The sequence below is a fragment of the Streptomyces sp. NPDC006140 genome (assembly GCF_040628815.1).
GTDB lineage: Bacteria > Actinomycetota > Actinomycetes > Streptomycetales > Streptomycetaceae > Streptomyces.
The window spans coordinates 175,074-198,016 of the sequence record NZ_JBEXTS010000001.1 but is presented as its reverse complement, the minus strand read 5'-3'; the positions used below and the strand labels follow the sequence as shown (position 1 = coordinate 198,016).

The 22,943-nt window shown below is 72.1% G+C and carries 19 protein-coding genes and 1 pseudogene; 9 read left to right on the top strand and 11 right to left on the bottom strand.

Annotated features, from left to right (window positions below):
• Positions 1-16: 16 nt before the first annotated feature.
• Entirely contained in the window at positions 17-976 is a 960-nt protein-coding gene (locus ABZ386_RS00860; protein ID WP_351332958.1) for a superoxide dismutase, read from the top strand.
• 53 nt (positions 977-1,029) lie between these two features.
• Here ABZ386_RS00860 and ABZ386_RS00855 read toward each other — a convergent pair whose 3' ends face one another.
• Positions 1,030-2,652, bottom strand: coding sequence for a SulP family inorganic anion transporter (locus ABZ386_RS00855; RefSeq protein ID WP_358963657.1), 1,623 nt, complete (start codon positions 2,650-2,652; stop codon positions 1,030-1,032).
• A 443-nt stretch (positions 2,653-3,095) separates the two neighbouring features.
• The gene (locus ABZ386_RS00850) at positions 3,096-3,701 is read right to left on the bottom strand and encodes a carbonic anhydrase (protein WP_356499457.1); all 606 of its coding nucleotides are present in this window, start codon (positions 3,699-3,701) and stop codon (positions 3,096-3,098) included.
• Positions 3,702-3,917: 216 nt separating this feature from the next.
• Here ABZ386_RS00850 and ABZ386_RS00845 point away from each other — a divergent pair, with 216 nt between their 5' ends.
• The 4 genes from ABZ386_RS00845 to ABZ386_RS00830 all read left to right on the top strand — a co-directional run bounded on the left by ABZ386_RS00845 (position 3,918) and on the right by ABZ386_RS00830 (position 8,178).
• A complete protein-coding gene (locus ABZ386_RS00845) occupies positions 3,918-4,724 on the top strand; it encodes a response regulator transcription factor (RefSeq protein ID WP_356670442.1) in 807 nt (268 codons plus the stop codon).
• Complete coding sequence (locus ABZ386_RS00840; RefSeq protein ID WP_356499455.1) at positions 4,721-6,205, top strand: HAMP domain-containing sensor histidine kinase; 1,485 nt, start codon at positions 4,721-4,723, stop codon at positions 6,203-6,205. The genes ABZ386_RS00845 and ABZ386_RS00840 overlap by 4 nt, the downstream gene beginning before the upstream one ends.
• A gap of 208 nt (positions 6,206-6,413) precedes the next feature.
• On the top strand, positions 6,414-7,568 hold the full coding sequence (locus ABZ386_RS00835; protein ID WP_351332968.1) for an alkaline phosphatase PhoX: 1,155 nt from the start codon (positions 6,414-6,416) through the stop codon (positions 7,566-7,568).
• Positions 7,569-7,677: 109 nt separating this feature from the next.
• Positions 7,678-8,178 (top strand): excalibur calcium-binding domain-containing protein, encoded by a 501-nt coding sequence (locus ABZ386_RS00830; RefSeq protein ID WP_351332970.1) that lies wholly within the window; start codon positions 7,678-7,680, stop codon positions 8,176-8,178.
• A gap of 86 nt (positions 8,179-8,264) precedes the next feature.
• Here the strand turns inward: ABZ386_RS00830 and ABZ386_RS00825 are convergent, their stop codons facing one another.
• The 4 genes from ABZ386_RS00825 to ABZ386_RS00810 all read right to left on the bottom strand — a co-directional run bounded on the left by ABZ386_RS00825 (position 8,265) and on the right by ABZ386_RS00810 (position 11,040).
• Positions 8,265-8,759, bottom strand: coding sequence for a DUF6415 family natural product biosynthesis protein (locus ABZ386_RS00825; protein ID WP_358962767.1), 495 nt, complete (start codon positions 8,757-8,759; stop codon positions 8,265-8,267).
• Positions 8,759-8,980 carry a hypothetical protein gene (locus tag ABZ386_RS00820; RefSeq protein WP_356499448.1) on the bottom strand — a complete coding sequence of 74 codons (222 nt, stop codon included), beginning with the start codon at positions 8,978-8,980 and terminating at the stop codon, positions 8,759-8,761. Before ABZ386_RS00820 ends, ABZ386_RS00825 begins: the two co-directional genes overlap by 1 nt.
• Positions 8,981-9,123: 143 nt before the next feature.
• Positions 9,124-10,308: a helix-turn-helix transcriptional regulator gene (locus ABZ386_RS00815; protein WP_355726805.1), complete on the bottom strand. Its 1,185-nt coding sequence runs from the start codon at positions 10,306-10,308 to the stop codon at positions 9,124-9,126.
• Between the two features lie 72 nt (positions 10,309-10,380).
• The gene (locus tag ABZ386_RS00810) at positions 10,381-11,040 is read right to left on the bottom strand and encodes an HAD family hydrolase (RefSeq protein ID WP_351349321.1); all 660 of its coding nucleotides are present in this window, start codon (positions 11,038-11,040) and stop codon (positions 10,381-10,383) included.
• Between the two features lie 66 nt (positions 11,041-11,106).
• On the opposite strand from ABZ386_RS00810, the gene ABZ386_RS00805 reads away from it, so the two are divergent.
• A complete protein-coding gene (locus tag ABZ386_RS00805) occupies positions 11,107-12,447 on the top strand; it encodes an erythromycin esterase family protein (protein WP_358962764.1) in 1,341 nt (446 codons plus the stop codon).
• Between the two features lie 7 nt (positions 12,448-12,454).
• Here ABZ386_RS00805 and ABZ386_RS00800 read toward each other — a convergent pair whose 3' ends face one another.
• Both ABZ386_RS00800 and ABZ386_RS00795 read right to left on the bottom strand, forming a co-directional pair.
• Positions 12,455-13,705: a serine hydrolase domain-containing protein gene (locus ABZ386_RS00800; RefSeq protein ID WP_358962762.1), complete on the bottom strand. Its 1,251-nt coding sequence runs from the start codon at positions 13,703-13,705 to the stop codon at positions 12,455-12,457.
• The gene (locus tag ABZ386_RS00795) at positions 13,702-14,220 is read right to left on the bottom strand and encodes an NUDIX hydrolase (protein WP_356620257.1); all 519 of its coding nucleotides are present in this window, start codon (positions 14,218-14,220) and stop codon (positions 13,702-13,704) included. Before ABZ386_RS00795 ends, ABZ386_RS00800 begins: the two co-directional genes overlap by 4 nt.
• Positions 14,221-14,572: 352 nt before the next feature.
• Here ABZ386_RS00795 and ABZ386_RS00790 point away from each other — a divergent pair, with 352 nt between their 5' ends.
• On the top strand, positions 14,573-15,823 hold the full coding sequence (locus ABZ386_RS00790) for a helix-turn-helix transcriptional regulator (RefSeq protein ID WP_351349309.1): 1,251 nt from the start codon (positions 14,573-14,575) through the stop codon (positions 15,821-15,823).
• Positions 15,824-16,239: 416 nt separating this feature from the next.
• Positions 16,240-16,734 (top strand): DUF6415 family natural product biosynthesis protein, encoded by a 495-nt coding sequence (locus ABZ386_RS00785; RefSeq protein ID WP_358962759.1) that lies wholly within the window; start codon positions 16,240-16,242, stop codon positions 16,732-16,734.
• A 139-nt stretch (positions 16,735-16,873) separates the two neighbouring features.
• On the opposite strand, the gene ABZ386_RS00780 is transcribed toward ABZ386_RS00785, so the two are convergent.
• From ABZ386_RS00780 to ABZ386_RS00770, 3 genes are all read right to left on the bottom strand, one after another.
• On the bottom strand, positions 16,874-17,242 hold the full coding sequence (locus tag ABZ386_RS00780) for a hypothetical protein (RefSeq protein WP_351346316.1): 369 nt from the start codon (positions 17,240-17,242) through the stop codon (positions 16,874-16,876).
• Positions 17,243-17,460: 218 nt separating this feature from the next.
• Entirely contained in the window at positions 17,461-20,154 is a 2,694-nt protein-coding gene (gene ppdK, locus ABZ386_RS00775; RefSeq protein WP_351346314.1) for a pyruvate, phosphate dikinase, read from the bottom strand.
• A gap of 484 nt (positions 20,155-20,638) precedes the next feature.
• On the bottom strand, positions 20,639-21,841 hold the full coding sequence (locus ABZ386_RS00770; protein ID WP_358962757.1) for an ROK family protein: 1,203 nt from the start codon (positions 21,839-21,841) through the stop codon (positions 20,639-20,641).
• A 121-nt stretch (positions 21,842-21,962) separates the two neighbouring features.
• Between ABZ386_RS00770 and ABZ386_RS00765 the strand changes: the two are divergent.
• A pseudogene (locus tag ABZ386_RS00765) lies at positions 21,963-22,943 on the top strand (hypothetical protein); the annotation flags it as partial.

The window sequence follows — 22,943 nt, the reverse complement described above, 5'->3', positions numbered from 1 at the left end:
CACGAAAGGCCCGACCATGACCCGGAACCACTCCCGGCCGTCCCGGCGCACCGTGCTCGGCGGGGCCGTCGCCGCGCTCGCGGTGGCCGCCGGCACCGGCACAGCGCAGGCCGCTCCCAGCACCGCACAGGCCGCCCCCGGCAGCGCCTGGCCCACCGAGTTCCCGCTGCCCGACGGCTGGCTCCCCGAGGGCATCACCATAGGCAGCAGGCCGTACGCCTACATGGGCTCCCGCGCCGACGGGGCCGTCTACCGCACCGACCTGCGCACCGGCAAGGGCCGGGTCCTGCACGAGGGCGCGCCCGGCCTCGCCTCCATCGGGCTGAAGCTGGACGGCGACGGCCTGCTCTACGTGGCCGGTGGTGCCGGGGGAACCGCGCGGATCGTCGACTCGCGCAGCGGCGAACTGCTCACCACCCACCGGCTCACCCGGAACGCCGCGCCCTTCATCAACGACGTCGTCCTGCACCGGGACCGCGCCTGGTTCACCGACTCCCGCGACGCGGTCCTCTACGGCGTCCCGCGCGGCCGCGAGGGCGAGGTCCGGGCCCTCCCGCTCACCGGCGAGTGGGTGCAGGCGCCGGCCGGGACCAACGGCGCCAACGGCCTGGTCGCCACCCCCGACGGCCGCGGTCTGGTCGTCGTCAACGCCGGGCAGCTGTACAACGTCTCCCTCAGGACCGGCCGCGCGGCGAGGATCGCGCTGCGGGGCGGGACCGACGTGGCCAACGGCGACGGCCTGGTCCGTCTCGGCCGCACCCTGTACGTCGTCCAGAACCGCCTGAACAAGATCACCGTCTGGGACCTCGACCAGCAGGCCACCACGGCGACCCTGCGCAGGACGATCACCGACCCCCGCTTCGACGTCCCCGCCACCGCCGCCCGTTTCGGCAACCGCCTCTACCTGGTCAACGCCCGCTTCACCAGCCCGCAGACGCCCCAGACGACGTTCAACGCGGTGGCCGTGCCCCTGTAGACGGCGTGGAGCCGGCGGCTCGCCGTCGGTGTCGGGGACGAGGGTCCGCCCCGTCAGCCCACGAAGGGCGAGTGGGACGCCCGCTCCTCCGGGAGGGGCCGTGTGTCGAGGTAGAACCACTCGGCGTCGGCGGTGGGCCAGGGCGACGGCGCCGCCGTTTCCACGGGCTCGACCGCTTCCGCCGGTTCCCCCGCCGTGGCCGCCGCGACCGGGCGCCTGGGCAGCGGCTCCGGTGCCGGGCCTTCGCCGACAGGCCCGGCACCGGTGACGGCCGGTTTCGCCTCCCCCGGCATCAGCAGTTCCACCCGCAGCCCCAACCCCCGCTGCTGCGCGGTGAACTCCTCGACCTGGCTGCGGCAGGCGTGATCCAGGTGGGTCACGCCGGTCAGGTCGAGCCGGATCCTCGGCTTCCCGGACGCGGCGGCGGCCTCCAGCGCCTCGATCACCTTCGGCAGCCGCAGGAACGTGGCGTTGCCCGCCATGACGACCTTGGCCGTGTCCTCCTCGACGTCCCGGCGGACCACGGTCTGGGACATGCGCAGCGCGGCCAGCACGATCCCCGCGGCGAGCCCGAACAGCACGCCCTCCAGGAGCGCGGTCGCCACGATGACCAGCGTCGTCATCGTCATCACGGCGAACTCGCCCTTGTCCTGCCGCCACATCTTCGGGAACTCCGCGGGCCCGAACAGCTTCCAGCCGCTGTGCACGAGGACACCGGCGAGCACCGAGATCGGGATCAGGGCGAGCACCTGCGGCAGCAGCAGCGCGAACGCGAGCAGCCACAGGCCGTGCAGGGTGCGCGAGAGCCGGGTCTTGGCCCCGGCCTGGACGTTCGCCGAACTGCGCGCGACGACCGCCGTGACGGGGAGCGCGCCGAGGATGCCCGCGACGGTGTTCCCGGCGCCCTGGGCGATCAGCTCGGTGTTGTAGCGGGTGCGCGGGCCGCTGTGCATGCGGTCCACGGCGGCGGCCGTGAACAGGCTCTCGGCGGACGCGATGACCGTGAAGGTCAGGATGGCGGTGATGACCGCCCCGTCCGCGAGCCGGGCGAACTGCTCCGCCCCCGGCACCTGCACGGACGCCAGCAGGTTGCCCACCTGGAGCGTCTTGACGTCCACGCCGGGCAGCGCGGCGACGACCATGCCGATGCCGACGGCCACCAGCGCGGCGGGGATCTTCCCGGCCGGTCCCGGCACCTTCTTCCACACGAAGCTGAGCACGATCGTGACGACGCCGAGCAGGGTGGCGATCATCGCCTGCGGGTCGGTCAGGATGTCGGCCAGCAGCCCGGGGATCCCGGCCATGTTCTCGATCGGGGTGCCGGGGGCCTTGGCGTCGGCCATCGGATAGGCCTGGCTGAACATCAGCGGCACCCCGATGCCGGCCAGCATGCCCTGCACGACGGCGACCGAGATGGCCTGGAACATCCGGCCGAGGCGCACCAGTCCCAGGACGATCTGGAGGAGGCCGGCGAACAGCACGATGACGCCGAGCATGGCCACGCCGACCTCGGCGACGGTCTCCGCGACCAGCGCGGCGAGTCCGGCGGCCGGTCCGCTGACCTGGAGCGTGCTGCCCCGGACGGCACCGACGACGAGGCCGCCGATCACGCCGGAGATGATCCCGAGCTCGGCGGGCACCCCGGAGGCGACGGCGACACCGATGCACAGCGGCAGGGCGACGAGGAAGACGACGAGCGAGGCGGTGACGTCGGTCGCGAGATCCCCTCGCGCCCCACCCTTGCCGCCGGGGCCGCCGCCCTCACCGCCGCCGGCCCCGACGCCGCCGGCACCGGCGCCGTCGGCACGGCGACGCACACCGCGGACCAGACCCGCCAGCACACCACCGACGCCCGCGGCACCACTGGTTCCACCGGTACCGGCCGCCGTCCCGCCGCGCGCACCACCACCGGAGGCACCCGTCCCCCGACCACCCTCCGCACGTCCCTGGGGGCCACCGCCGGGGTCCGCCGCCGAGCCGGATGCCCCCCAGCCCCCGGCACCTCCTGCCGCTCCAGCCGCCCCCCAGTCCCACGCCCCGCCCGGCGCACCGGTCGGCGGACCGGCTGGCCGTCCCCCGGCCGTACCGCCCCGGCCCCGTCCCCGCGCATGCGCCCCGCTCACGCGGCGTGCACCCGGAAGTCGCCGTCGTCGCCGAGTTCGTGGACGAACCCCGTGTCGACCTCGTAGTACCAGCCGTGCAGGCGCAGCCGGCCCGAGTCGAGGCGCTGCCTGACCACCGGGTAAGTCCGCAGCGCCGCCAGCTGGTTGACGACGTTGCTCTGGGAGACCTCCGGCAGCGACGGGTCGTCCGGCGCGGTGTCGAGGACGGAGGTCAACTCCGGGCGGGCGATGCGCAGCCACGCGTCCACACCGGGCAGCGCGGACAGGTCGTCGCCGGACTTCAGCGCGCCCATCGCACCGCAGTGTGAGTGACCGCACACCACGATGTCCTGAACCCCGAGCACCTCCAGTGCGTACTCGATGGTGGCCGCCTCTCCGGAGGCCCCGGGCCGTCCGTAGGGCGGCACGATATTTCCCGCGTTCCGTAGCTCGAATATTTCCCCGGGCCGTGCACCCGTGATGAGGGCGGGTATGACCCGCGAGTCCGAGCAGGTAATGAACAACGCCTCGGGATATTGCCCCTCGGCCAGTTTCCGATATGCGCCGCTGTCGAAATCGACGCTCGTCCTGAACGCACGGGCGCGGTCCAGCAGTGCCTTCAACTCTGCCTCCTGAGCTGTGGTTTCCTCCTGTGCTCATCACCGTAGAGGGCCGACCTACAGAGGAAGGTTAAGCAAACCCCAGAGTCCGGCCAGGAATTGAACATTCTTTATCCGGATACCCATACGATCGCTCATCTTGTAGCGTGTGGACTCCGCGGCAGGGAATGCGAATTCACGCTGCCCGGATTCATGCCGGCTCACGGAGAGACAGGACGTATGGGCATACGAGTACTGCTCATCGAGGACGACGAGACGATCGCCGAGCCGCTCACCGAAGGGCTCGGCCACTTCGGGCTGACGGTCGACCACGTCGCCACCGGCACGGACGGCCTGAGAGGCCCGTACAACGACGTCGTCCTGCTCGACCTGGGACTGCCCGACATGGACGGCATCGACGTCTGCCGGGGCATCCGCCAGGTCTCGGACGTCCCCATCGTCATCCTCAGCGCGCGCGGCGAGGAGGCCGACCGCGTGCTGGGCCTGGAGCTGGGCGCCGACGACTACCTGGCGAAACCTTTCAGCGTGCGGGAGTTGGTGGCCCGGGTCCGGGCGGTGACCCGCCGCACGCAACGCACACAGCAGGCGTTCCCGGGGCCACCGGACACACCGACCACACAGGCCACACCGACCACACCGGCCACATCGCCGGCCACAGCAGCCGACCCCCCTGTCACACCGTCGTACGACCCGGCCCCCGACCCTCCGCACGACCCGGGCCCGCTCGTCGTGGACCGCCGTACCCGGCAGGTCTGGGTCGGCGACGCCCCCGTCCTGCTCACACCCAAGGAGTTCGACCTGCTGGCGCTCCTCAGCGAGGACCCGGGGGCGGTCTACTCGCGCCAGCAGATCCTCGACCGGGTCTGGGACCCGCACTACGACGGCCCCACGAAGACACTGGACGTCCACGTGGCCGCGCTGCGCCGCAAGCTGGGCCACCCGGCGTGGATCCGGACCCTGCGGGGCGTCGGTTTCCGGCTGGCGGTGCACACGGGGCCGGGCGCGGCGCGCGTGGCGTCTCCATGACCCGCCGTCTGCTGCTCAGCTACCTCAGCCTCGCCGCGCTGGTGCTGCTCTGCCTGGAGATCCCGCTGGGCTTCGTGTACTCGCGCGGCGAGCGGGAGCGGGTGGTCAACGCGGCGAAGGACGAGGCCGAGTCGGTCTCGGCGTACGCCGCGCTGTCGCTCGCGGCGGGGCGGGCCGAGCGGGACCTGCCCGCGCGGGCGGCGCACTGCGCGCAGCGGATCGGCGGCAAGGTGGTGATCGTCGACGCTGCGGGGGCTCCGCTCGCCACCTCGCACCCCTTGGACGCCGGGGTGTCCGGCGGCCTGGCCGCCCGGCCCGGCATCGCGGCGGCGCTGCGCGGCACCTCGACGGTGGACGTCCGTACGTCCACCATCGGCGGGGTCGAGTACCTGTCGGTGGCCGCGCCGGTCGGTCAGGAGGCGCGGCCGGTGGGCGCGGTATGGCTGACGGTGCCCACGCGGACGGTGCACGAGCGGGTGCACCACGTGTGGCTGCTGCTGGCGCTGGGCGGGGCCGCGGTACTGGCGGCGGTCGCCGTGCTCGGCTTCGCCTTCGCCCGCTGGGCGGGCCGCCCGATCCGCGAACTGGAGCAGGCCACGCACGACCTGGCCGACGGCGGTCGGTTCGCGCCGGTGACGATCACCAAGGGCCCGCCGGAAGTACGCAGCCTGGCCGCCGCGTTCAACCGCACCGCGGCCCGGCTCGCCCATCTGCTCGCCTCCCAGCGGGCGTTCGCGGGCGAGGCATCGCACCAGCTGAAGACGCCGCTCGCGGCGCTGCGGCTGCGTCTGGAGAACCTGGAGCCGGACGTCGCCGCCCGCGCCCGGGGCAGCCTCACCGCGGCCGTCACGGAGACGGACCGGCTCGCCCGGATGGTCGAGCACCTGCTGGCGATGGCCCGGCTGGAGGAGCACGCGGCCGTCCCGGCGACCGTCGACCTGGGCGCGGTCTGCGCGGAACGGCACCGCACCTGGCAGCCCCTGTTCGCGCGGGAGGACGTCTCCCTCGTGCTCTTCGCCGGGAGCGTCGGCCCGGTGCTCGCGGTGCCGGGAGCCGTCGAGCAGATCATGGACAACCTGCTCTCCAACGCCCTGCGGGCGTCCCCGGCGGGCAGCACCGTCACGATCGAGCTGCGGCTGCAGTCCCCGTCCCGGCGGGCGTTGCGCGACAGCCGCCCCCGCTGGGTCGACCTGCACGTCACCGACGAGGGGCCCGGCATGACGGAGGAACAGCGGGCCCGCGCCTTCGACCGCTTCTGGCGCGCCCCGGGCGCCCCCAAGGGCGGCACGGGTCTCGGCCTCGCCCTGGTGCAGCGCCTCGCCCACGCCAGCGGCGGCGAGGCGGCCCTGCGCGCGGCGGCGACGGGCGGCCTGGACGTGGTGATCCGGCTGCCGTCGGCGCGCCCGCCGGGAGAGACGCAGGGGCCGGACGGTGACCGGCCGAGGAGGCCCCGACGGGAGGCACCGGCACTGCCCGCGTAGGCCGCCGTCCACGGGGCGCCCCGGGCACCTGGGCACCTGGGCACCCGGGCACCCGGGCACCCACAGGCGGCTCACCGCATGCCGCCCGCCGGCCACTGGTTGTCCATGCTCCGTCAATCCCGCACCTCTAGCGTCCTCTCCGCCTCCCCCCACGCACGACCCTGCCGTCGACCGGCGGCAGGCCGGTACGGCACCTCTTGGAGTGAGAGTGGAACGTCGTAGCCTCCTGCGTGCGGCCGTCCTCGGCGGCACCTCGGCCGCGCTGGGCGGAACCCTGTGGCGCGGCGCCGCGTACGCGGCCCCGGCTCAGCCCGGCACCGGCCCCTACGGGCCGCTGGGCTCCCCGGACGCCAACGGCATCAGACTCCCCAGCGGCTTCACCAGCCGGGTGATCGCCCGGTCGGGCCAGCGGGTCGGGACCACGTCGTACACCTGGCACAACGCCCCGGACGGCGGCGCCTGTTACGCCGACGGCACGGGCTGGATCTACGTCTCGAACTCGGAGATCAACCCCGGCGGCGGGGCGAGCGCGGTGCGGTTCTCGTCGACGGGCGCGATCACCGCCGCGTACCGCATCCTGTCGAACACCCGCACCAACTGCGCGGGCGGCAAGACCCCGTGGAACACCTGGCTGTCCTGCGAGGAGGTCGACCGCGGCTACGTCTTCGAGACCGACCCCTGGGGCGTGCAGGCGTCCGTCCGCCGTGACGCGATGGGCCGCTTCAAGCACGAGGCGGCGGCGGCCGATCCGGTCCGCCAGGTCGTCTACATGACGGAGGACGTGACGGACGGTTGCTTCTACCGCTTCCGTCCGACGACGTGGGGCGACCTCTCCGCCGGCACGCTGGAGGTCATGGTGGCGGGCAGCGGCACGAGCGGCCCGGTCACCTGGGCCCGGGTCCCCGACCCCTCCGGCGCGACCGCCACCCGCAACCAGGTCTCCGGAGCCAAGCGCTTCAACGGCGGCGAGGGCTGCTACTACGCGAACGACACCTGCTGGTTCACCACCAAGGGCGACAACCGCGTCTGGCAGTACAACGCCGCCGCCCAGACCATCGAACTCGCCTACGACGACTCCCTGGTCAGCGGCACGGCGCCCCTCACAGGCGTCGACAACGTCACCGGCGCCACCTCCGGCGACCTCTTCGTGGCCGAGGACGGCGGCAACATGGAGATCTGCGTCATCACCCCCGACGACGTGGTCGCCCCCTTCCTCCGCATCGACGGCCAGTCCGCCTCGGAAATCACCGGCCCCGCCTTCTCCCCCGACGGCACCCGCCTCTACTTCTCCAGCCAGCGAGGCACGACCGGCAGCTCCTCGGGCGGCATCACGTACGAGGTGAAGGGGCCGTTCCGGGCCTGACCCATCAACCCGGCTTCACGTGACCATCACAAAATGGTCACCCATCCCCCAAGCCGGGCCGCCCGGTCCTACGGTCATCCCCTCACGTACCACCTCTGGGGGGATGACCATGGCCAATCCGTACACCAACCCGTATCCCGGGCCGCCCGTACCGCAGCCCCCACGCCCGGCGCCCCGCTGGGCCCGCAAGCGTTACGTGCTGCCCGCGCTCGCCCTGGCCCTGTTCCTCGGCGCCGGCATCGGCGCCGGTGGCGGCGAGACCGGCACGGACGCGAAGCCCGCGGCCGCCGGACCGCAGCCGACCGTCACCGTCACGGCGACGACCACCGCCACCGCGACCGCGACACCGCTCGCGGAGGAGCCGGAACCCGCGCCCACCGTCACGGCCACCAAGACCGTCCGGGTCACCACCACGGTCACCGCCCGGCCGGCAGCGGGCGGAGGATCCGGCGACGGCGGGTCTGGCGACGGCGGGTCGGACGGCGAGGACATCTACTACGCCAACTGCAGCGCCGTCCGCGCAGCCGGCGCCGCCCCCATCCACCGCGGCGAACCCGGGTACGCCTCCCACTTGGACCGGGACAACGACGGGGTCGCCTGCGACACGTGAGCCGCCTCGACCGGCGGGAAGAACACAAGCGCATGTCGTGGGACTCGTCCCGCCGGAGGCTGGCGATCCTCCGACGGGGCGGGCCGTCAGTGGCCGGAGCGGCTCACCGTGCGTGCGCAGTCCTGATGGACCCGCCCCGATTCGAGACCCGCTCCCGACGGGCACACCCGCTGGAACGGCACCCACGCTTCGTCGCCGATGACGTGGTCGCAGAGCAGGCAGACGGTGATTCCGGTGAGCGTGTCGTGGTGGTCGCACAGGGAGACGACCGACCGGGCCAGCGACTTCACGCGTTCCACCTCGCCGCACAGGCCTTCGGCCTCGGGCTCCTCCATGCGGCGCCTGGCCTCGGCGACACGGGCCAGCGCCACGTTCGTCGGTACGTCGTCCTTGGAGCGCTTGGTGGCGAGCAGCTCGATGTGCGCGATCAGGTGCTCCAGGAACTCGCGGAGGTCTTTCCCCATGAGCTGCGTGGCCTGGTGGCGCGGCAACGTGCGCTGGTCCAGGAACCAGCTCGCCTGGGCACGCATCGCGGTCACGCCCGGAACGGTCACCTCGGCCTCGGAGCGGGTGGCGTTCATCACGCGTCCCCCCAGGTGCCCGCGTAGACGCCCGCACCCAGGCGCGCCACGTAGGGCCGGACGAGGACACCTGTGTCCTCCCACAGCGGAGGCGCCTGCCGTCCCCGGCGGTGACTGCGGACCGCCATGAGCCGTGCGCCCCAGACCTCGGGCGACGGATGGCGGGAGGGCTCGGGCAGCACCGCCCTTACCCATGCGAGTGCTCGTGACGGGAAAGCCATCGTCGACGCTCCTTGGCAGCGTTGGCCACGCCCCGGTACCGCCGCTGGCGGTCGCCGGGGTCCGCGGATCTTCTGTCGACAGATGGTGGGGGTGGCAAAGGGCGACAAGTACCCCAGCGAGGGGTAGTAGTCGGGGGCGCCTGCTAGGTGGCGGCGCACCACTCCGCGAAAGTGGTCAGGGCCTCGGCGTCGGCGCGCTTCAGGCGGCGCAGCGTGGCCGCGTCCTCACGGACCCATGGGTGCTCGCGGGTGTGCTGCGGGGCGATGCGGCGGGCAGCCTTCAGCGACTCGAAGGCGTCATCGGTCAGGCCGGTCCACAGCTGGGCGCGGGCAAGCTCGATGTAGAAGCCGGAGCGGCGTTCGGCAGGCAGGTCCCTGGGCGGCTTCCACTCACTGGCGACCTCGAGGGCGCGGCCGACATGCTCATCCCCGAGGCTGACCGCGACGGACACCTCGTGCGTCCTCACGGAGTCCGGGCCGAACGCGGTGCCGCAGTACACGTCCTCGGCCACCCGTTCGGCCAGGGCATTGGCCTCGTCGAGATGCGTGACGGCGGCCGCGGCATCGCGCGCCCGGCCGGCGATCACGGCGGCCCGCATGTGCAGGGCACCTTTCGCCGCGATCCGCGCCGGGGTGGTGGGCGCGGGAGCGGCATCCAGGGCGTGTTCCAGGACACGCAGTCCGGCCGTGTGGGCGCGCGCGGCGAAGAAGGTCTCGGCGCGCACGTACGCCACGGAGGCGGACAGCAGCGGATCGCCGGTCTCGGCGACGACCCATCGCATCAGTTCGATGAGCCGCGCGGACAGGTCATGGGCGCCGTACTTGAAGGCGACGGCGTCTGCGGAACGGTAGGCCATCACCAGGAGGCCGGACAGCTCCGGCCGCTCTTCACCGGGGGCCGCCTGATACGCGCGGGCGAGTTCGGTGAGCAGGTCGGGCAGCTCACGGGCGATGCGTGTGTATGCGGCGGCGAGCCGCCAGCGGGCCGCCTCAGCGACAGCCGCACGGAGTTCATGGAGAGGGCGGACCGGGCCCTCGTCGGGACAGTCGTACGTGGCGAGCGCGGCGGAGAGAGCGGGCAGCGCCGCGTGGACACGGGTATGAACCGGAGTGCGGTCGGCGCGCAGGCGGCCGGGGTCGATGCCCAGGGCGTCGGCGATGGCTTCCAGCGTGGCGTCGGTGACTCCGCGCTCTCCCCGCTCGATCTTGCGGATGGTGCCGAGCGCCACGCAGGCCGCGTCGGCGAGCTGCTGCTGCGTCATCCTCGGGTGCGTGACGCTGCGGTAATAGGCGATCCGCGCGCCAACGCCCTTCCCGTCTGCGGGCATTCCGGCTCCAGTTCGGTGCGTCCACTCCGCACCGTACCCACGCCGAGACGCAGCGTGTGCGCGAACGCCCCATCAGCTCCGGCTGGTGGGGCGACCTTTCACGATCTCCGTCAACTGGGTGAGGCTGTCGATACGCCAGTCCGCCGCTGTCACGACCTCCGGAGCGTCTGCCCAGAGGTGCCCCCATGGTCCGCGGCGAAGGTGCGCCACCCGCAGTCCGGCCGCCTTCGCCGGGAAGACGTCATTGGCCGGGTGGTCGCCGACATAGAGGGTCGCCTCCGGTGCCGCCCGAGCCACCTCACGGACCCGCTGGAAGAACTCCGGCTGTGGCTTCGCCACCCCCCACTCGCCCGAGGTCACGATGAGATCGGCGGGCAGGTCCAGGTCGCGCAGCAGTTCACCCGCTCGGGGAGTCTGGTTGCCTGCGATGACGACTCGGATCCCTGCCGCCCGGAGCGCTGACAGGGCCGGGCGGACATCGTCGTAGAGGTCTCCCTCGTTCAGGTGCTCGCCCCGGCCGGCTGCCTCGCGCGCGTGGTACTCGGCAGCGACGTCGATGCCCGGCCGCGCGAGCCGGAGAGCGTCGGCGTTGTCACGGCCCTGGGCGACGACGGCTCCGACGAGCGCCGAGAGGGTGTGGCGGGGCACGTCCAGCCAGTCGGCCCAGGAAGCCCAGTAGCGGTCGTCACGGGTGATCGTCTCGCCGACGTCGAACACGATGGTCTCAATCACCCTCGGAGCCTAAGGGTCCGCCGCGGATGGGTTCGAGGACGTCACCAGCAGGGCACGTATGCCGACATGTCCTGCCTGCGCCCCTGGACCTTCGTCGTCCTCGTGTTGGTTCTCCTCGCCCCGGCCCCTGCCGCCGCCGCTTCCCCACCCGCGGGGGACCCGGTCGTTCCGGTTCTGGAGCGGGTCGCGAGCCCGCTGCGTACCGCCGAGCCCGGTGGGGACGTGGGCCATCTGCGTCCGGTCGGCGAAGCGGTCGGGGACGCGGTCGTCGTGGGGATGGGTGAGGCGACGCACGGTTCGCACGAGTTCCTCACCATGAAGGACCGGGTCTTCCGGTACCTGGTGGAGCAGCGCGGCTTCCGGACCTTCGCCCTGGAGACGGCCTGGAGCACCGGCGTACGCCTCGACGACTACGTCGTGCACGGCAAGGGCGACCCGGAGCGGATCATGCGGGAGGACTTCCAGTACACCTACGCGCTGAACCCCACCGCCGAGAACCTCCGACTCGTGGAGTGGATGCGGGATCACAACCGCCGGCATCCGCACGACCCGGTCCGCTTCATGGGGGACGACTGGGGCTACACCGGCCCGGAGCTGTACGACCGGGTCACGGAGTACGTCGCCCGGGTCCGCCCGGAGCTCTCGGCGCGGTTCGACGCGCTGTACCGGGGGCTGCGGCCGGCCGTCCCCTCCGGCGAGTACCAGAAGGCCTACTTCACCCGCCCGCTGGCCGAGCGGCAGGACATGGCCGCACGGACCGGCCGCGCCCTGGAGCTGCTGGAGACGCTGGAGCCGCGCGGTGAGGCCGGGCGGCGGGAGTTCGCCGAAGTGCTGCGCCACGCCACGGTGATCGACCAGACGGCCACCGGGTACGCCTTCGACTTCGACGACCCGCGGCAGGTCGCCGAGGCCATGCGCTGGCGGGACGAGGTCATGGCGGACAACATCGTCTGGTGGCACCGGCACACCGGGCACCGGATCCTGCTGGCGGGTCACAACAACCACATCGGCTACGAACCCGAGGACCCGCGGGTCCTGCCCCGGACGCAGGGGGCGTTCCTGCGGGACCGGCTCGGCGACGGCTACGTGAGCGTCGGGCTCACCTTCGGCCGCGGCTCGTTCAAGGCCACCGACCCGGAGGAGGTGCACATGCTCACCCACACGGTCGGCCCCGCCGGGCCCGGCAGCAACGAGCACACGCTGGACCGGGTGCGGTACGACCGCTTCGTCATGGACCTGCGCACCGCCCCGGGCCCGGCCCGCCGCTGGCTGGCCGAGGCCCGGCCCACGCGCAGTGTCGGCACCGCCTACCCGGAAGAGCGGAACTGGTTCGACATCGCGCTGGGCCGCTGCTTCGACGTCCTGATCCACCAGGACCGGGTGCGGGCCGTGGACCTGCTGTCCTGAACGGCCGTCACCGCCCGCACAGCATCCGGTCGATGAGCCCCTGGAGGGCCTTCTCGGTGCGCAGGAGCCGCGTCTCGTCGGTGGTCCGTCCGTTGACCGTGAGGACGACGGACCGCTCGCCGTCGGCGGTGAAGCCCGTTCTGACGAAGGTGCCTTCCAGGTCGCCGTGATGGCCCCAGCGACTGCCGCCGCACGCCAGCGGCTGTTCCTGCAGGCCGAGGCCGTAGCGCATCCCCGGTGTGTACTGCTGGTGCTCCTCGTTGACGGGGACGGTGGTGCGCATCGCGGCGAGTTCGCGGGGCGGGAGGAGGCCGCCGGTGAGCAGGGCCGTGAAGAACCGGTCCAGGTCGCGGGGTGTGGAGACCAGCGAGCCGGCCGGGCCCGCCCATGCCATGTTGCGGGTGGTGGTGTCGGTGTAGCCGTCGGACCCGGCGAACCGGTGGTACGTGCGGGCGTGGGGCTCCGGCAGGTACGGGTCGTCCCCGGGGACGCGGGTGCCGTGCAGGCCCAGCCGGCGGACGATCCGGTCGTGCACCTCCTCGGCCCAGGGGCGTCCCGTGACCTGCTCGATGACGGCGCCCAGGAGCTGGTAGCCGGTGTTGGTGTAGTTCCAGCGGGGCTCCGGGTCGTCCGGGTCGGCAGGGGGGAAGTCCGGGGGGTGCCGCAGCGCGGCGTCGACCAGGCGCTCGGGGTCGACGCGGTCGAAGCGCCGGCGCTCGAAGTCCGGGGCGGTTTTCCCGGTCAGCTCGGTGGAGTCGGGGTCGTACAGGCCGCTGGTGTGCTGGAGCAGGTGCCGGACGGTGATGCGGCTGCCGTCGTTGCCGTGGCCCCGGACGCGGCCGGGGAGCCAGTGCTCCACCGTGTCGTGCAGGGACAGGCGCCGCTCGGCGGCCAGTTGGAGGACGGTCGCGGCCACGAGGGACTTGGTGACGCTGGCGGCCCGGACGTGCGGGTCGTCCGGCACGGGCCGGCCGGTGCCCGCGACGGCCTGACCGACCCCGGCTTCGGCGACGTGCCGCCCGTCGCGCACCCGGATGTGCAGGCTGACGCCCTGGGCGGTGCGCAGGACGGCGGCGGCCTCGTGCCGCAGCCGCTCCGGTGTGAGGGGGGCCGGGGGTGTGGCACCGGCCGCCGGGGTGGTCACGGCGAGGGAGGCCGCCAGGGACGCGGCGACGACCGCCGCCAGGAGGCGCGGCGCGGCCGGCAGACGCGGCGCCGTCAGCAAGCGCGGTGCCGTCAGCAAGCGCGGCGCCGTCACTGGGGCCGCCCTTCCCGCAGGCATACGACGGTCCCGGCCAGGGCTGCGGCGTGCAGGGCGGTGAGGGCGGGCAGGGCGGGCATGAGCGCGATGGACCCGAGCTCGTCGAGGGCGAACAGGCCGTGGTCGTCGTGCTCGGTACTGCGCCGGACGGACAGGTCCGCCGGGAGGCGGCCGCCGTGGAAGTAGAAGTCGATCACCGGGCCCGTGCCCATCACATCGGCCCGGTGGTCGTACCCGATCAACCGGGGCGGGCGGTCGAGGACGATACCGGTCTCCTCGCACACCTCCCGGCGCGCGGCGGTGACGGGGTCCTCCCCCTGGTCGAGCATGCCGCCCGGCAGCCCCCAGATCCCGGAACCGGGCTGGCCCTCGGCGTAGCGCAGCAGCAGGATCCGGTCCTCGGCGTCGAGCAGCAGGACGCACGACGCGACGATGGTCTGCGGCAGCGTCTTGACCCACTCGGCACGCGGCAGCACACGCGGCGCGTTCGAGGCGGGCACGGTCGTCTCCACGGTGGTGTTCCTTCCCTCGGCCGGGCAGCTCGCGGTGAACTGCCCAACCGGTGGAACGGCCGGACCCGTCGATGGTCACCCGTGTCGAGTGGCTACTGGATGACCACTCGGCGCCAGCAGGTAAGGCGTCAGCGCCAGTGCTGCCCCATGGGCGCCAACCGTCGGGCGCATCCATGTCATAACTCAGGAGGAGTGAGACTCAGCCGACGGGAGCACACTCATCTACGACGCCGGGGCAGCTGTGCGGCGATGACCCACGAGCCGGACCGCAGGCCCACCCGGACGCTCACACGAGACAGGCCTTGCCCCCTACTCTGGCAGTGACGAAGCTGCTAGGAGGGGCAAGGCCGTGATGTCTGAAGATGCGACCCCCGACCCGTACTCCGACCCGTTGCGGTTCGGCCAGCGAGTGCAGATTCTGCGCGAGCGCCGCGGCATGACACAGGCTCAACTCGCCGATCTCATCGCTATCTCACCGCACACGCTGCGCAAGATCGAGAACGGGCAGCAGAAGGCGCCTGGGCTCGACATGGTTCTGCGGATCGCCCAAGCCTTGCGGGTCCGTGACCTCGCTGACCTCACGGGCAGGCCGGACGCTCACGTGGACCTGTTCGTCGGCCCGGGCCACCCTCGTCTGGCGGCGGTGAAAGCAGCGATCGACGACTTCTCCCTCACTCGTAGCACCGAGCCGCCGCGCGTAGCGCATCTGGAGGCCCGCCTGCACGCGGCCTGGAGGGAGCGGCATGCCTCGAAGAACCACCGCGAGGCGATCGGCGGGCTGTTGCCCGATCTGATCCGGGACGCTCAGAACCTCGTCAGGAATGCCGACAGTGCGACGGAGCGACGTACGGCGCAGGCCCTCCTCGCTCAGACTTACTCGCTGTCCCAGTTCTTCATCGCCTACCAGCCCGACAGTTCCCTGCTGTGGCGGGTTGCCGAACGGGGCATGATCGCTGCGCAGGAGAGCGAGGACCCTCACGCCATCGGTGTCGCTTCGTGGCTGCTCGCTCAGGCGCACCGCGACAGCGGACCCCGGCACTTCGACGCCGCCGACGCCGTGAACCGCGAAGCCATTGCCTTTCTCAAGCCCCTGCTGCCGGAAGCGAGCGACGACATCCTCGCCATCGCCGGCGCGTTGGAGTTCGAACTCGGCTACACCGCGGCCCGACGGCGCGAAACGGGCACCGCGTGGCGGCATTGGGACAGGGCGAAGGACATGGCCGCGCGGCTGCCCGCGGACTACTTCCACCCGGTGACGTCGTTCTCCCGAGCCATCATGGGCGCGCACGCGGTGACGGTGGCGGTGGAACTGCACCAGGGAGGCGAGTCCGTACGGCAGGCTGCCAGGGCGGACCAGAGCGTCATCAAGTCCCGGCCGCGTCGCGCCCGGCATCGCATCGAGGAAGCCCGCGGCTACCAGCTGGACAACCAGCCGGACACTGCGCTGGCGTCGCTGGAGAAGGCGTACGTGGCCGCGCCGGAAACGATCCGGTACAACGGCTACGCGCGGGCGATCCTTCTGGAGCAAGTGGAATCGACGCGAGCACCTCGTCGCCGTCGTGCCGCTGAACTGGCGGAAAGGATCGGCATCCTCGCTGCCTGATGGTAGCGACCGGATTACGGTCGGCGGTCAGGTGCAGGCGCTTCTACGGTCTTGGCAAGGACCCCGGCGACCGCGCGAACGGTCCCGGGGCGTGGCCAACGCTGTTAAGGAGCGTCGACAGTGGTCTTCCTATCACGAGCACTCGAATGGGTGAGAACGGTGCTGTTCGAGCCGCGCGCCCCCGGCCGGCACCGTCGTACCCCCGCCCGCGCGCCACGCGCCGTGCTCTCCACGTCCTCTCCCATGCCCTCTCCTCGGCCGTCGCCGGACGCCCGGGGCGCGCGGGTCATGGCCGCCTGCGGCCACCGCCGGAAACGGCAGGCGCCTTCACTGTGGGAGGACACAGGTGTCCTCGTCCGGCCCTACGTGGCGCGCCTGGGTGCGGGCGTCTACGCGGGCACCCGGGGGGATGCGCGATGAACGCCACCCGCTCCGAGGCCGAGGTGACCGTTCCGGGCGTGACCGCGATGCGTGCCCAGGCGAGCTGGTTCCTGGACCAGCGCACGTTGCCGCGCCACCAGGCCACGCAGCTCATGGGGAAAGACCTCCGCGAGTTCCTGGAGCACCTGATCGCGCAGATCGAGCTGCTCGCCGCCAAGCGCTCCAAGGACGACGTACCGACGAACGTGGCGCTGGCCTGCGTTGCCGAGGCCAGGCGCCGCATGGAGGAGCCCGAGGCCGAAGGCCTGTGCGGCGAGGTGGAACGCGTGAAGTCGCTGGCCCGGTCGGTCGTCTCCCTGTGCGACCACCACGACACGCTCACCGGAATCACCGTCTGCCTGCTCTGCGACCACGTCATCGGCGACGAAGCGTGGGTGCCGTTCCAGCGGGTGTGCCCGTCGGGAGCGGGTCTCGAATCGGGGCGGGTCCATCAGGACTGCGCACGCACGGTGAGCCGCTCCGGCCGCTGACCGTCCACTGACCAGCCCCGCTCATCTGCGGAACAGGAGGATCCCAGGGCATCTCCCGGATACGGCAGGGGCCCGCCCGGTCCCGGACGGGCCCCTGCCAGGTGCCGTGGCGCTCTCGGCGAGACGGCGAGAGGGCGGATCAGCGGGTGGGCTGGTCGGAGTAGCTGAAGTCACCCACCGTCCAGGCAGTGACGTCCTCGATCGCGACGCGGTACATCCCGCCCGTCTCCGGGATGCCCATCGTGCCCTGCAGGATGCGGGCGACGTGGAAGTGCAGATGCGTGGGCGGCCCGTCCTTCTTCGCGGGGGTGTCGAACACGGCGGAGAACTCGCCCAGGTGGGCGGAGTCCGTCAGCACCTCCGACACCCGCTGCCGCCACACGGCTTCGGGAGCCAGGCGACCGGTGATGACGGCACCACCGGTTACCACGGTCAGGGACATCCGGTTGCTCTGCCCGGACTCCACACGGGCGGCGATGTCAACGATCAGCTCGTCAGGCTTCGGCATGGGAGCACATCTTATGCACCGGCCCGTCCGGGCGGCGCCCCGGATCCACCCGCGGTGTCACGGCGAGCGCGGGGTGGGGCGCGACACGGCGAGCGGGACGGCACCTCCGCACAAGGTGCCGCCCCGCTCTCCTCCGTGCTCCGGAGCCGCCGCGATCGGTGAGGGTCGGGGACCGCCGACGGCTCCGGGTTCCTGGTGGGCCCAAGTGGGCCCCGGGTCTAGCGGTGGTCGCTGCCCTGGGACGTGACCGCCGCCCGGCCCGCCTCCAGGCGGGCGACCGGGATGCGGAACGGGGAGCAGGAGACGTAGTCGAGTCCGACCTCGTGGAAGAAGTGGACCGACTCGGGGTCGCCGCCGTGCTCGCCGCAGACGCCGAGCTTGAGGTCGGGGCGGGTCTCGCGGCCGGCCTTGGCGGCCAGCTTCACCAGGGAGCCGACGCCGTCCTTGTCGATCGTCTCGAACGGGGAGACGCCGAAGATGCCCTTCTCCAGGTACGCCGTGAAGAACGAGGCCTCGACGTCGTCCCGGGAGAAGCCCCACACCGTCTGGGTGAGGTCGTTCGTGCCGAAGGAGAAGAACTGGGCCGCCTCGGCGATCTGACCGGCGGTCAGGGCGGCGCGCGGCAGCTCGATCATCGTGCCGATGGAGAGCTTGAGCTGCGCGCCCGAGGCCGCCTCGACCTCGGCGATGACCTTGTCGGCCTCCTCGCGCACGATCTCCAGCTCCTGGACCGTGCCGACGAGCGGGATCATGATCTCGGCGCGCGGGTCGCCCTTGGCGGCCTTGCGTTCGGCCGCGGCCTCGGCGATGGCCCGGACCTGCATGGTGAACAGGCCGGGGATGACCAGGCCGAGGCGGACGCCGCGCAGGCCGAGCATCGGGTTCTGCTCGTGCAGGCGGTGGACCGCCTGGAGGAGGCGCAGTTCGTTCTCGTGCGGCTCCTGGCGGGACTCGGCGAGGGCGACGCGGACGGAGAGTTCCGTGATGTCGGGCAGGAACTCGTGCAGCGGCGGGTCGAGGAGGCGGATGGTGACCGGCAGGCCGTCCATCGACTCGAAGAGCTGCACGAAGTCCTGCTTCTGCAGCGGCAGCAGCTGCTTGAGGGACTCCTCGCGCTCGGCGTCCGTGTCGGCCAGGATCAGCCGCTCGACCAGTTCGCGGCGGTCGCCGAGGAACATGTGCTCGGTGCGGCACAGGCCGATGCCCTGGGCGCCGAAGCGGCGGGCGCGCAGCGCGTCCTCGGCGTTGTCGGCGTTGGCGCGCACGCGCAGGCGGCGCTTGCGGTCGGCGAAGGCCATCATGCGGTGCACGGCCTCGACCAGCTCGTCGGCGTCGTCGGCGCCGGGGTGCATCCGGCCCTCGAAGTACTCGACCACCGGCGACGGCACGACCGGTACCTCGCCGAGGTAGACCTTGCCGGTGGAGCCGTCGATGGAGACGACGTCACCCTCCTCGACGACGTGCCCGCCCGGCACGGTCATCCGGCGGCGCTTGGTGTCGACCTCCAGCTCCTCGGCGCCGCAGACACAGGTCTTGCCCATGCCGCGCGCGACGACGGCCGCGTGGGAGGTCTTGCCGCCGCGCGAGGTCAGGATGCCCTCGGCGGCGATCATGCCGTCCAGGTCGTCGGGGTTGGTCTCGCGGCGGATGAGGATGACCTTCTCGCCGGAGCGGGACCACTTGACGGCCGTGTAGGAGTCGAAGACGGCCTTGCCGACGGCCGCGCCCGGGGAGGCGGCGATGCCGCGGCCGACCTGCTGGACCTTCGCGTCCTCGTCGAAGCGCGGGAACATCAGCTGCGCGAGCTGGGCGCCGTTGACGCGGGTGAGCGCCTCGGCCTCGTCGATCAGGCCCTGGTCCACCAGCTGGGTCGCGATGCGGAAGGCCGCGCCCGCGGTGCGCTTGCCGACGCGGGTCTGCAGCATCCACAGCACGCCGCGCTCGATGGTGAACTCGATGTCGCAGAGATCCTTGTAGTGGTTCTCCAGGGTCTCCATGATCTGCATGAGCTGGTCGTACGACTTCTTGTCGATCCGCTCCAGCTCGGCGAGCGGCACGGTGTTGCGGATGCCCGCGACGACGTCCTCGCCCTGGGCGTTCTGCAGGTAGTCGCCGTAGACGCCCTGGTGGCCGGAGGCGGGGTCGCGGGTGAAGGCGACGCCCGTGCCGGAGTCGGGGCCGAGGTTGCCGAAGACCATGGAGCAGACGTTGACGGCCGTGCCCAGGTCGTGCGGGATGCGCTCCTGGCGGCGGTAGAGCTTGGCGCGGTCGCCGTTCCAGGAGTCGAAGACAGCCTTGATGGCGAGGTCCATCTGCTCGCGCGGGTCCTGCGGGAAGTCCCGCCCGGCCTCGGCCTTGACGATCTTCTTGAACTTCGTGACGAGCTTCTTGAGGTCGGCGGCCTCCAGCTCGGTGTCGACCGTGACCTTCTTGGCGGCCTTCGCGGCCTCCAGCGCGTCCTCGAACAGCTCGCCGTCGACGCCCAGGACGGTCTTGCCGAACATCTGGATGAGGCGGCGGTAGGAGTCCCACGCGAACCGGTCGTCACCGGCCTGCTTGGCGAGGCCCTGCACGGACTTGTCGGAGAGGCCGATGTTGAGGACGGTGTCCATCATGCCGGGCATGGAGAACTTGGCGCCCGAACGCACCGACACCAGCAGCGGGTTGTCGGGCTGGCCGAGCTTCTTGCCCATGCGCTGCTCCAGCGCGTCGAGGTGCGCACTCACCTCGTCACGCAGTGCCGCCGGCTCCTCGCCGCTGTCCAGGTAGACCTTGCAGGCCTCGGTGGTGATCGTGAAGCCGGGCGGGACCGGGAGGCCGAGGTTGGTCATCTCGGCGAGGTTCGCGCCCTTGCCACCGAGGAGGTCCTTGAGGTCCTTGTTGCCCTCGGTGAAGTCGTAAACGAACTTCACGCCCTCAACGCTCTTACCGTGCTCAGCTACGTGGGGATCTTTGTTTTCCGACACGGGTCTCGACTCCTCGAGGACGCGGTGGCTGCCCTGACGGCGAGGAACATACCCAGATCAAAGGCGTCTGGGTACGTCCACTCGCGCGTCATGCGCCTGTAACCACTCGTCCGCCAGCGGATCGAAAGTCAAGGCTCGGCAAGCGATCACAGCCGCATGTTTTCACTTCTTGAACGCAAGAACCTCCCCGACCCTTGCTGAGCGCTCATGTGAGCGAGGTTTCCGCACATTTGATTTCGCTCGATGAACGATCAAAGGGTGGCACTCAGTGCCACCCTTTGGAGAAGTGCAGCCGCTCAAGATCCGCTCATCTGAGCGCAACCCTTATCAAGGGTGGCGAGAATCACGCTGCCACAGCCGACCGGATTTCACCATGCGGACGCGTCTCGGGACCGAAATCCGCCCGTCACACCACCTGCCACACCACCCGTCACACCCCGAGCGCGCGCAGCCGCTCCTCGACCCGCTCGGGCGCGTAGAGGTGCTCCACGACCATCGCACCGGCCCCCACCAGCCCGGCCCGCTCGCCCAGCCGCGAGGTGACCACGTCCAGGTGGGCGGTGGAGCGGGGCAGCGCCCGCTGGTAGAGCAGCTCGCGCACGCCGGTGAGGAAGGGTGTTCCGGCCAGATCTCCGGCGATCATCAGCACTCCGGGGTTCAGGAGGGTCACGACGGTCGCCAGCACGTCGCCGACCCGGCGCCCGGCCTCCCGGGCGAGCCCGACCGCCTCGGGGTGCCCGGACGCCAGCAGGTCCCGGACGTCCGAGCCCGACGCCGCCGGCACCCCGGTCTCCGCCAGCCGCCGCGCCACCGCGCCACCGCTCGCGACGGCGGCCAGACAGCCGTAGGAGCCGCACCGGCACAGCGCCTGGGCGCCCTCCGGCACCCGGATGTGCCCGATGTCCCCGGCGCCGCCGTCGATGCCCCGGAACACCGAGCCGCCGACCACGACTCCCGCGCCGATGCCGGTGGAGACCTTGACCAGCACGAAGGCTGAGCAGTCGGGGTAGCCGGTGCGCTGTTCGCCGTACGCCATGAGGTTGGCGTCGTTGTCCACGAGCACCGGCACCGCCTCGGCGCCCGTGTACTCGGTGAGCGCCCGGGCCAGCCGGCCCCTTATGTCGTAGCCGTCCCAGCCGGGCATGATCGGCGGCTGGACGACGCGGCCGGTCTCGGTGTCGACCGGGCCGGGCACCGCGAGCCCGATCCCGCAGACCGTCTCGGCGCTGTGCCCGGCCTTCTCCAGCAGTTCGGCGAACCAGCGGCCGAGGTCGCCGAGCACCACGTCCGGCCCGTCCTCCACGACGAGGGTGCCGGAGTGCTCGGCGAGGATCTCGCCGCTCAGCGACAGCACGGCCGCCCGTGCGTGCCGGGTGTCGAGGTCGGCGGCCAGCACCACCGCGTGCTCGTCGTCGAACTCCAGCGTGATGGAGGGGCGTCCGCCCAGCGGGGAGTCCACCGGCCCGCCGGCGCCCTCGCGCAGCCAGCCCGCGCGGAAGAGCCGGTCGAGCCGCTGCCCCACGGTGGCCCGGGAGAGCCCGGTGGCCTGCTGGAGCGCACCGCGGGTCGTGGCCCGGCGACTGCGCACCAGTTCGAGCAGATCGCCGGCGCTTGCCTGAACGCGTCCCGTCATGCGCACCCCCTTGTGTTTCCCAACCCTGCATTACATATTGGGTTTTGCGTGTTAAATAGACGTAACCCTACGGTAGCCCTGCCAGATCCTGGTCAGGAGTACGTCTTTGGGAGAGCCCCGAGTGGATCGCATCGCCCAGCTCACCACGCGCCCCGCGGGGCGCGAGATCGCATACGATCCGGCCGCCGCGCCGCCTTCCCTGCAGGTCAGGGCCGCGCAGGTACTGGAGGCCAACTGGACGGGCAAGTCCACCGTGCCCTCCCGCAGCCTGTATCCGCACCAGTGGTCGTGGGACTCGGCGTTCATCGCGATCGGCCTGAGGCACCTGTCGCCGTTACGGGCGCAGACGGAGCTGGAGACGCTGTTCGCCGCCCAGTGGGCGGACGGGCGCATCCCGCACATCGTCTTCAACCCCTCCGTGCCCCTCGACGCGTACTTCCCGAGCCCCGACTTCTGGCGCTCCTCCACCGCGGGGAGCGCGGCGGGCGCCCCGCGCACCGTACAGACCTCCGGGATCGTGCAGCCACCGGTCCACGCCCTGGCCGCCTGGCTGGTGCACCTCGCCGACCCGGGCCTGTCCCGGGCGCGCGGCTTCCTCGCGCGGGCCTACCCCCGGCTGGCCGCCTGGCACCGCTACCTGCTGCGCCGGCGCGACCTGGGCGGGGGCGGGCTGGTCTCCGTAGTCCACCCGTGGGAACAGGGTATGGACAACAGCCCCTGCTGGGACCGCCCGCTGTCCCGGGTCACTCCCGCCCCGGCCCGCTCCTTCCGCCGCGCCGACCTCGACCACGGCGCGCCCGAGGACCGGCCGACGGATCTGGACTACGGGCGGTACGTGCGGCTGGCGGCGGACTACCGGGACGCCGGTTACGCCGACGAGCCCTACCGGGAAGCCACCGCCGGGAGAGGACCGGACGGCTTCGCCGGGAGCCGGGCGGGCGGCTCCGCCGGGAGCGGCGCAGGCGGCTCCGCCGACAGCGGGCCCGGCAGCCCCGCCGACAGCGGCACAGGCGGCTCCGCCGACAGCGGGCCCGGCAGCCCCGCCGACAGCGGCACAGGCGGCTCCGCCGACAGCGGGCCCGGCAGCCCCGCCGACAGCGGC

Coding starts and splice junctions, on each gene's coding strand:
- ABZ386_RS00785 (WP_358962759.1), top strand. CDS start 16,240: ATGAACGCCACCCGCTCCGAGGCCGAGGTGACCGTTCCGGGCGTGACC.
- ABZ386_RS00825 (WP_358962767.1), bottom strand. CDS start 8,759: ATGAACGCCACCCGCTCCGAGGCCGAGGTGACCGTTCCGGGCGTGACC.
- ABZ386_RS00790 (WP_351349309.1), top strand. CDS start 14,573: ATGTCTGAAGATGCGACCCCCGACCCGTACTCCGACCCGTTGCGGTTC.
- ABZ386_RS00815 (WP_355726805.1), bottom strand. CDS start 10,308: ATGCCCGCAGACGGGAAGGGCGTTGGCGCGCGGATCGCCTATTACCGC.
- ABZ386_RS00820 (WP_356499448.1), bottom strand. CDS start 8,980: ATGGCTTTCCCGTCACGAGCACTCGCATGGGTAAGGGCGGTGCTGCCC.
- ABZ386_RS00830 (WP_351332970.1), top strand. CDS start 7,678: ATGGCCAATCCGTACACCAACCCGTATCCCGGGCCGCCCGTACCGCAG.
- ABZ386_RS00840 (WP_356499455.1), top strand. CDS start 4,721: ATGACCCGCCGTCTGCTGCTCAGCTACCTCAGCCTCGCCGCGCTGGTG.
- ABZ386_RS00780 (WP_351346316.1), bottom strand. CDS start 17,242: ATGCCGAAGCCTGACGAGCTGATCGTTGACATCGCCGCCCGTGTGGAG.
- ABZ386_RS00770 (WP_358962757.1), bottom strand. CDS start 21,841: ATGACGGGACGCGTTCAGGCAAGCGCCGGCGATCTGCTCGAACTGGTG.
- ABZ386_RS00860 (WP_351332958.1), top strand. CDS start 17: ATGACCCGGAACCACTCCCGGCCGTCCCGGCGCACCGTGCTCGGCGGG.
- ABZ386_RS00845 (WP_356670442.1), top strand. CDS start 3,918: ATGGGCATACGAGTACTGCTCATCGAGGACGACGAGACGATCGCCGAG.
- ABZ386_RS00805 (WP_358962764.1), top strand. CDS start 11,107: ATGTCCTGCCTGCGCCCCTGGACCTTCGTCGTCCTCGTGTTGGTTCTC.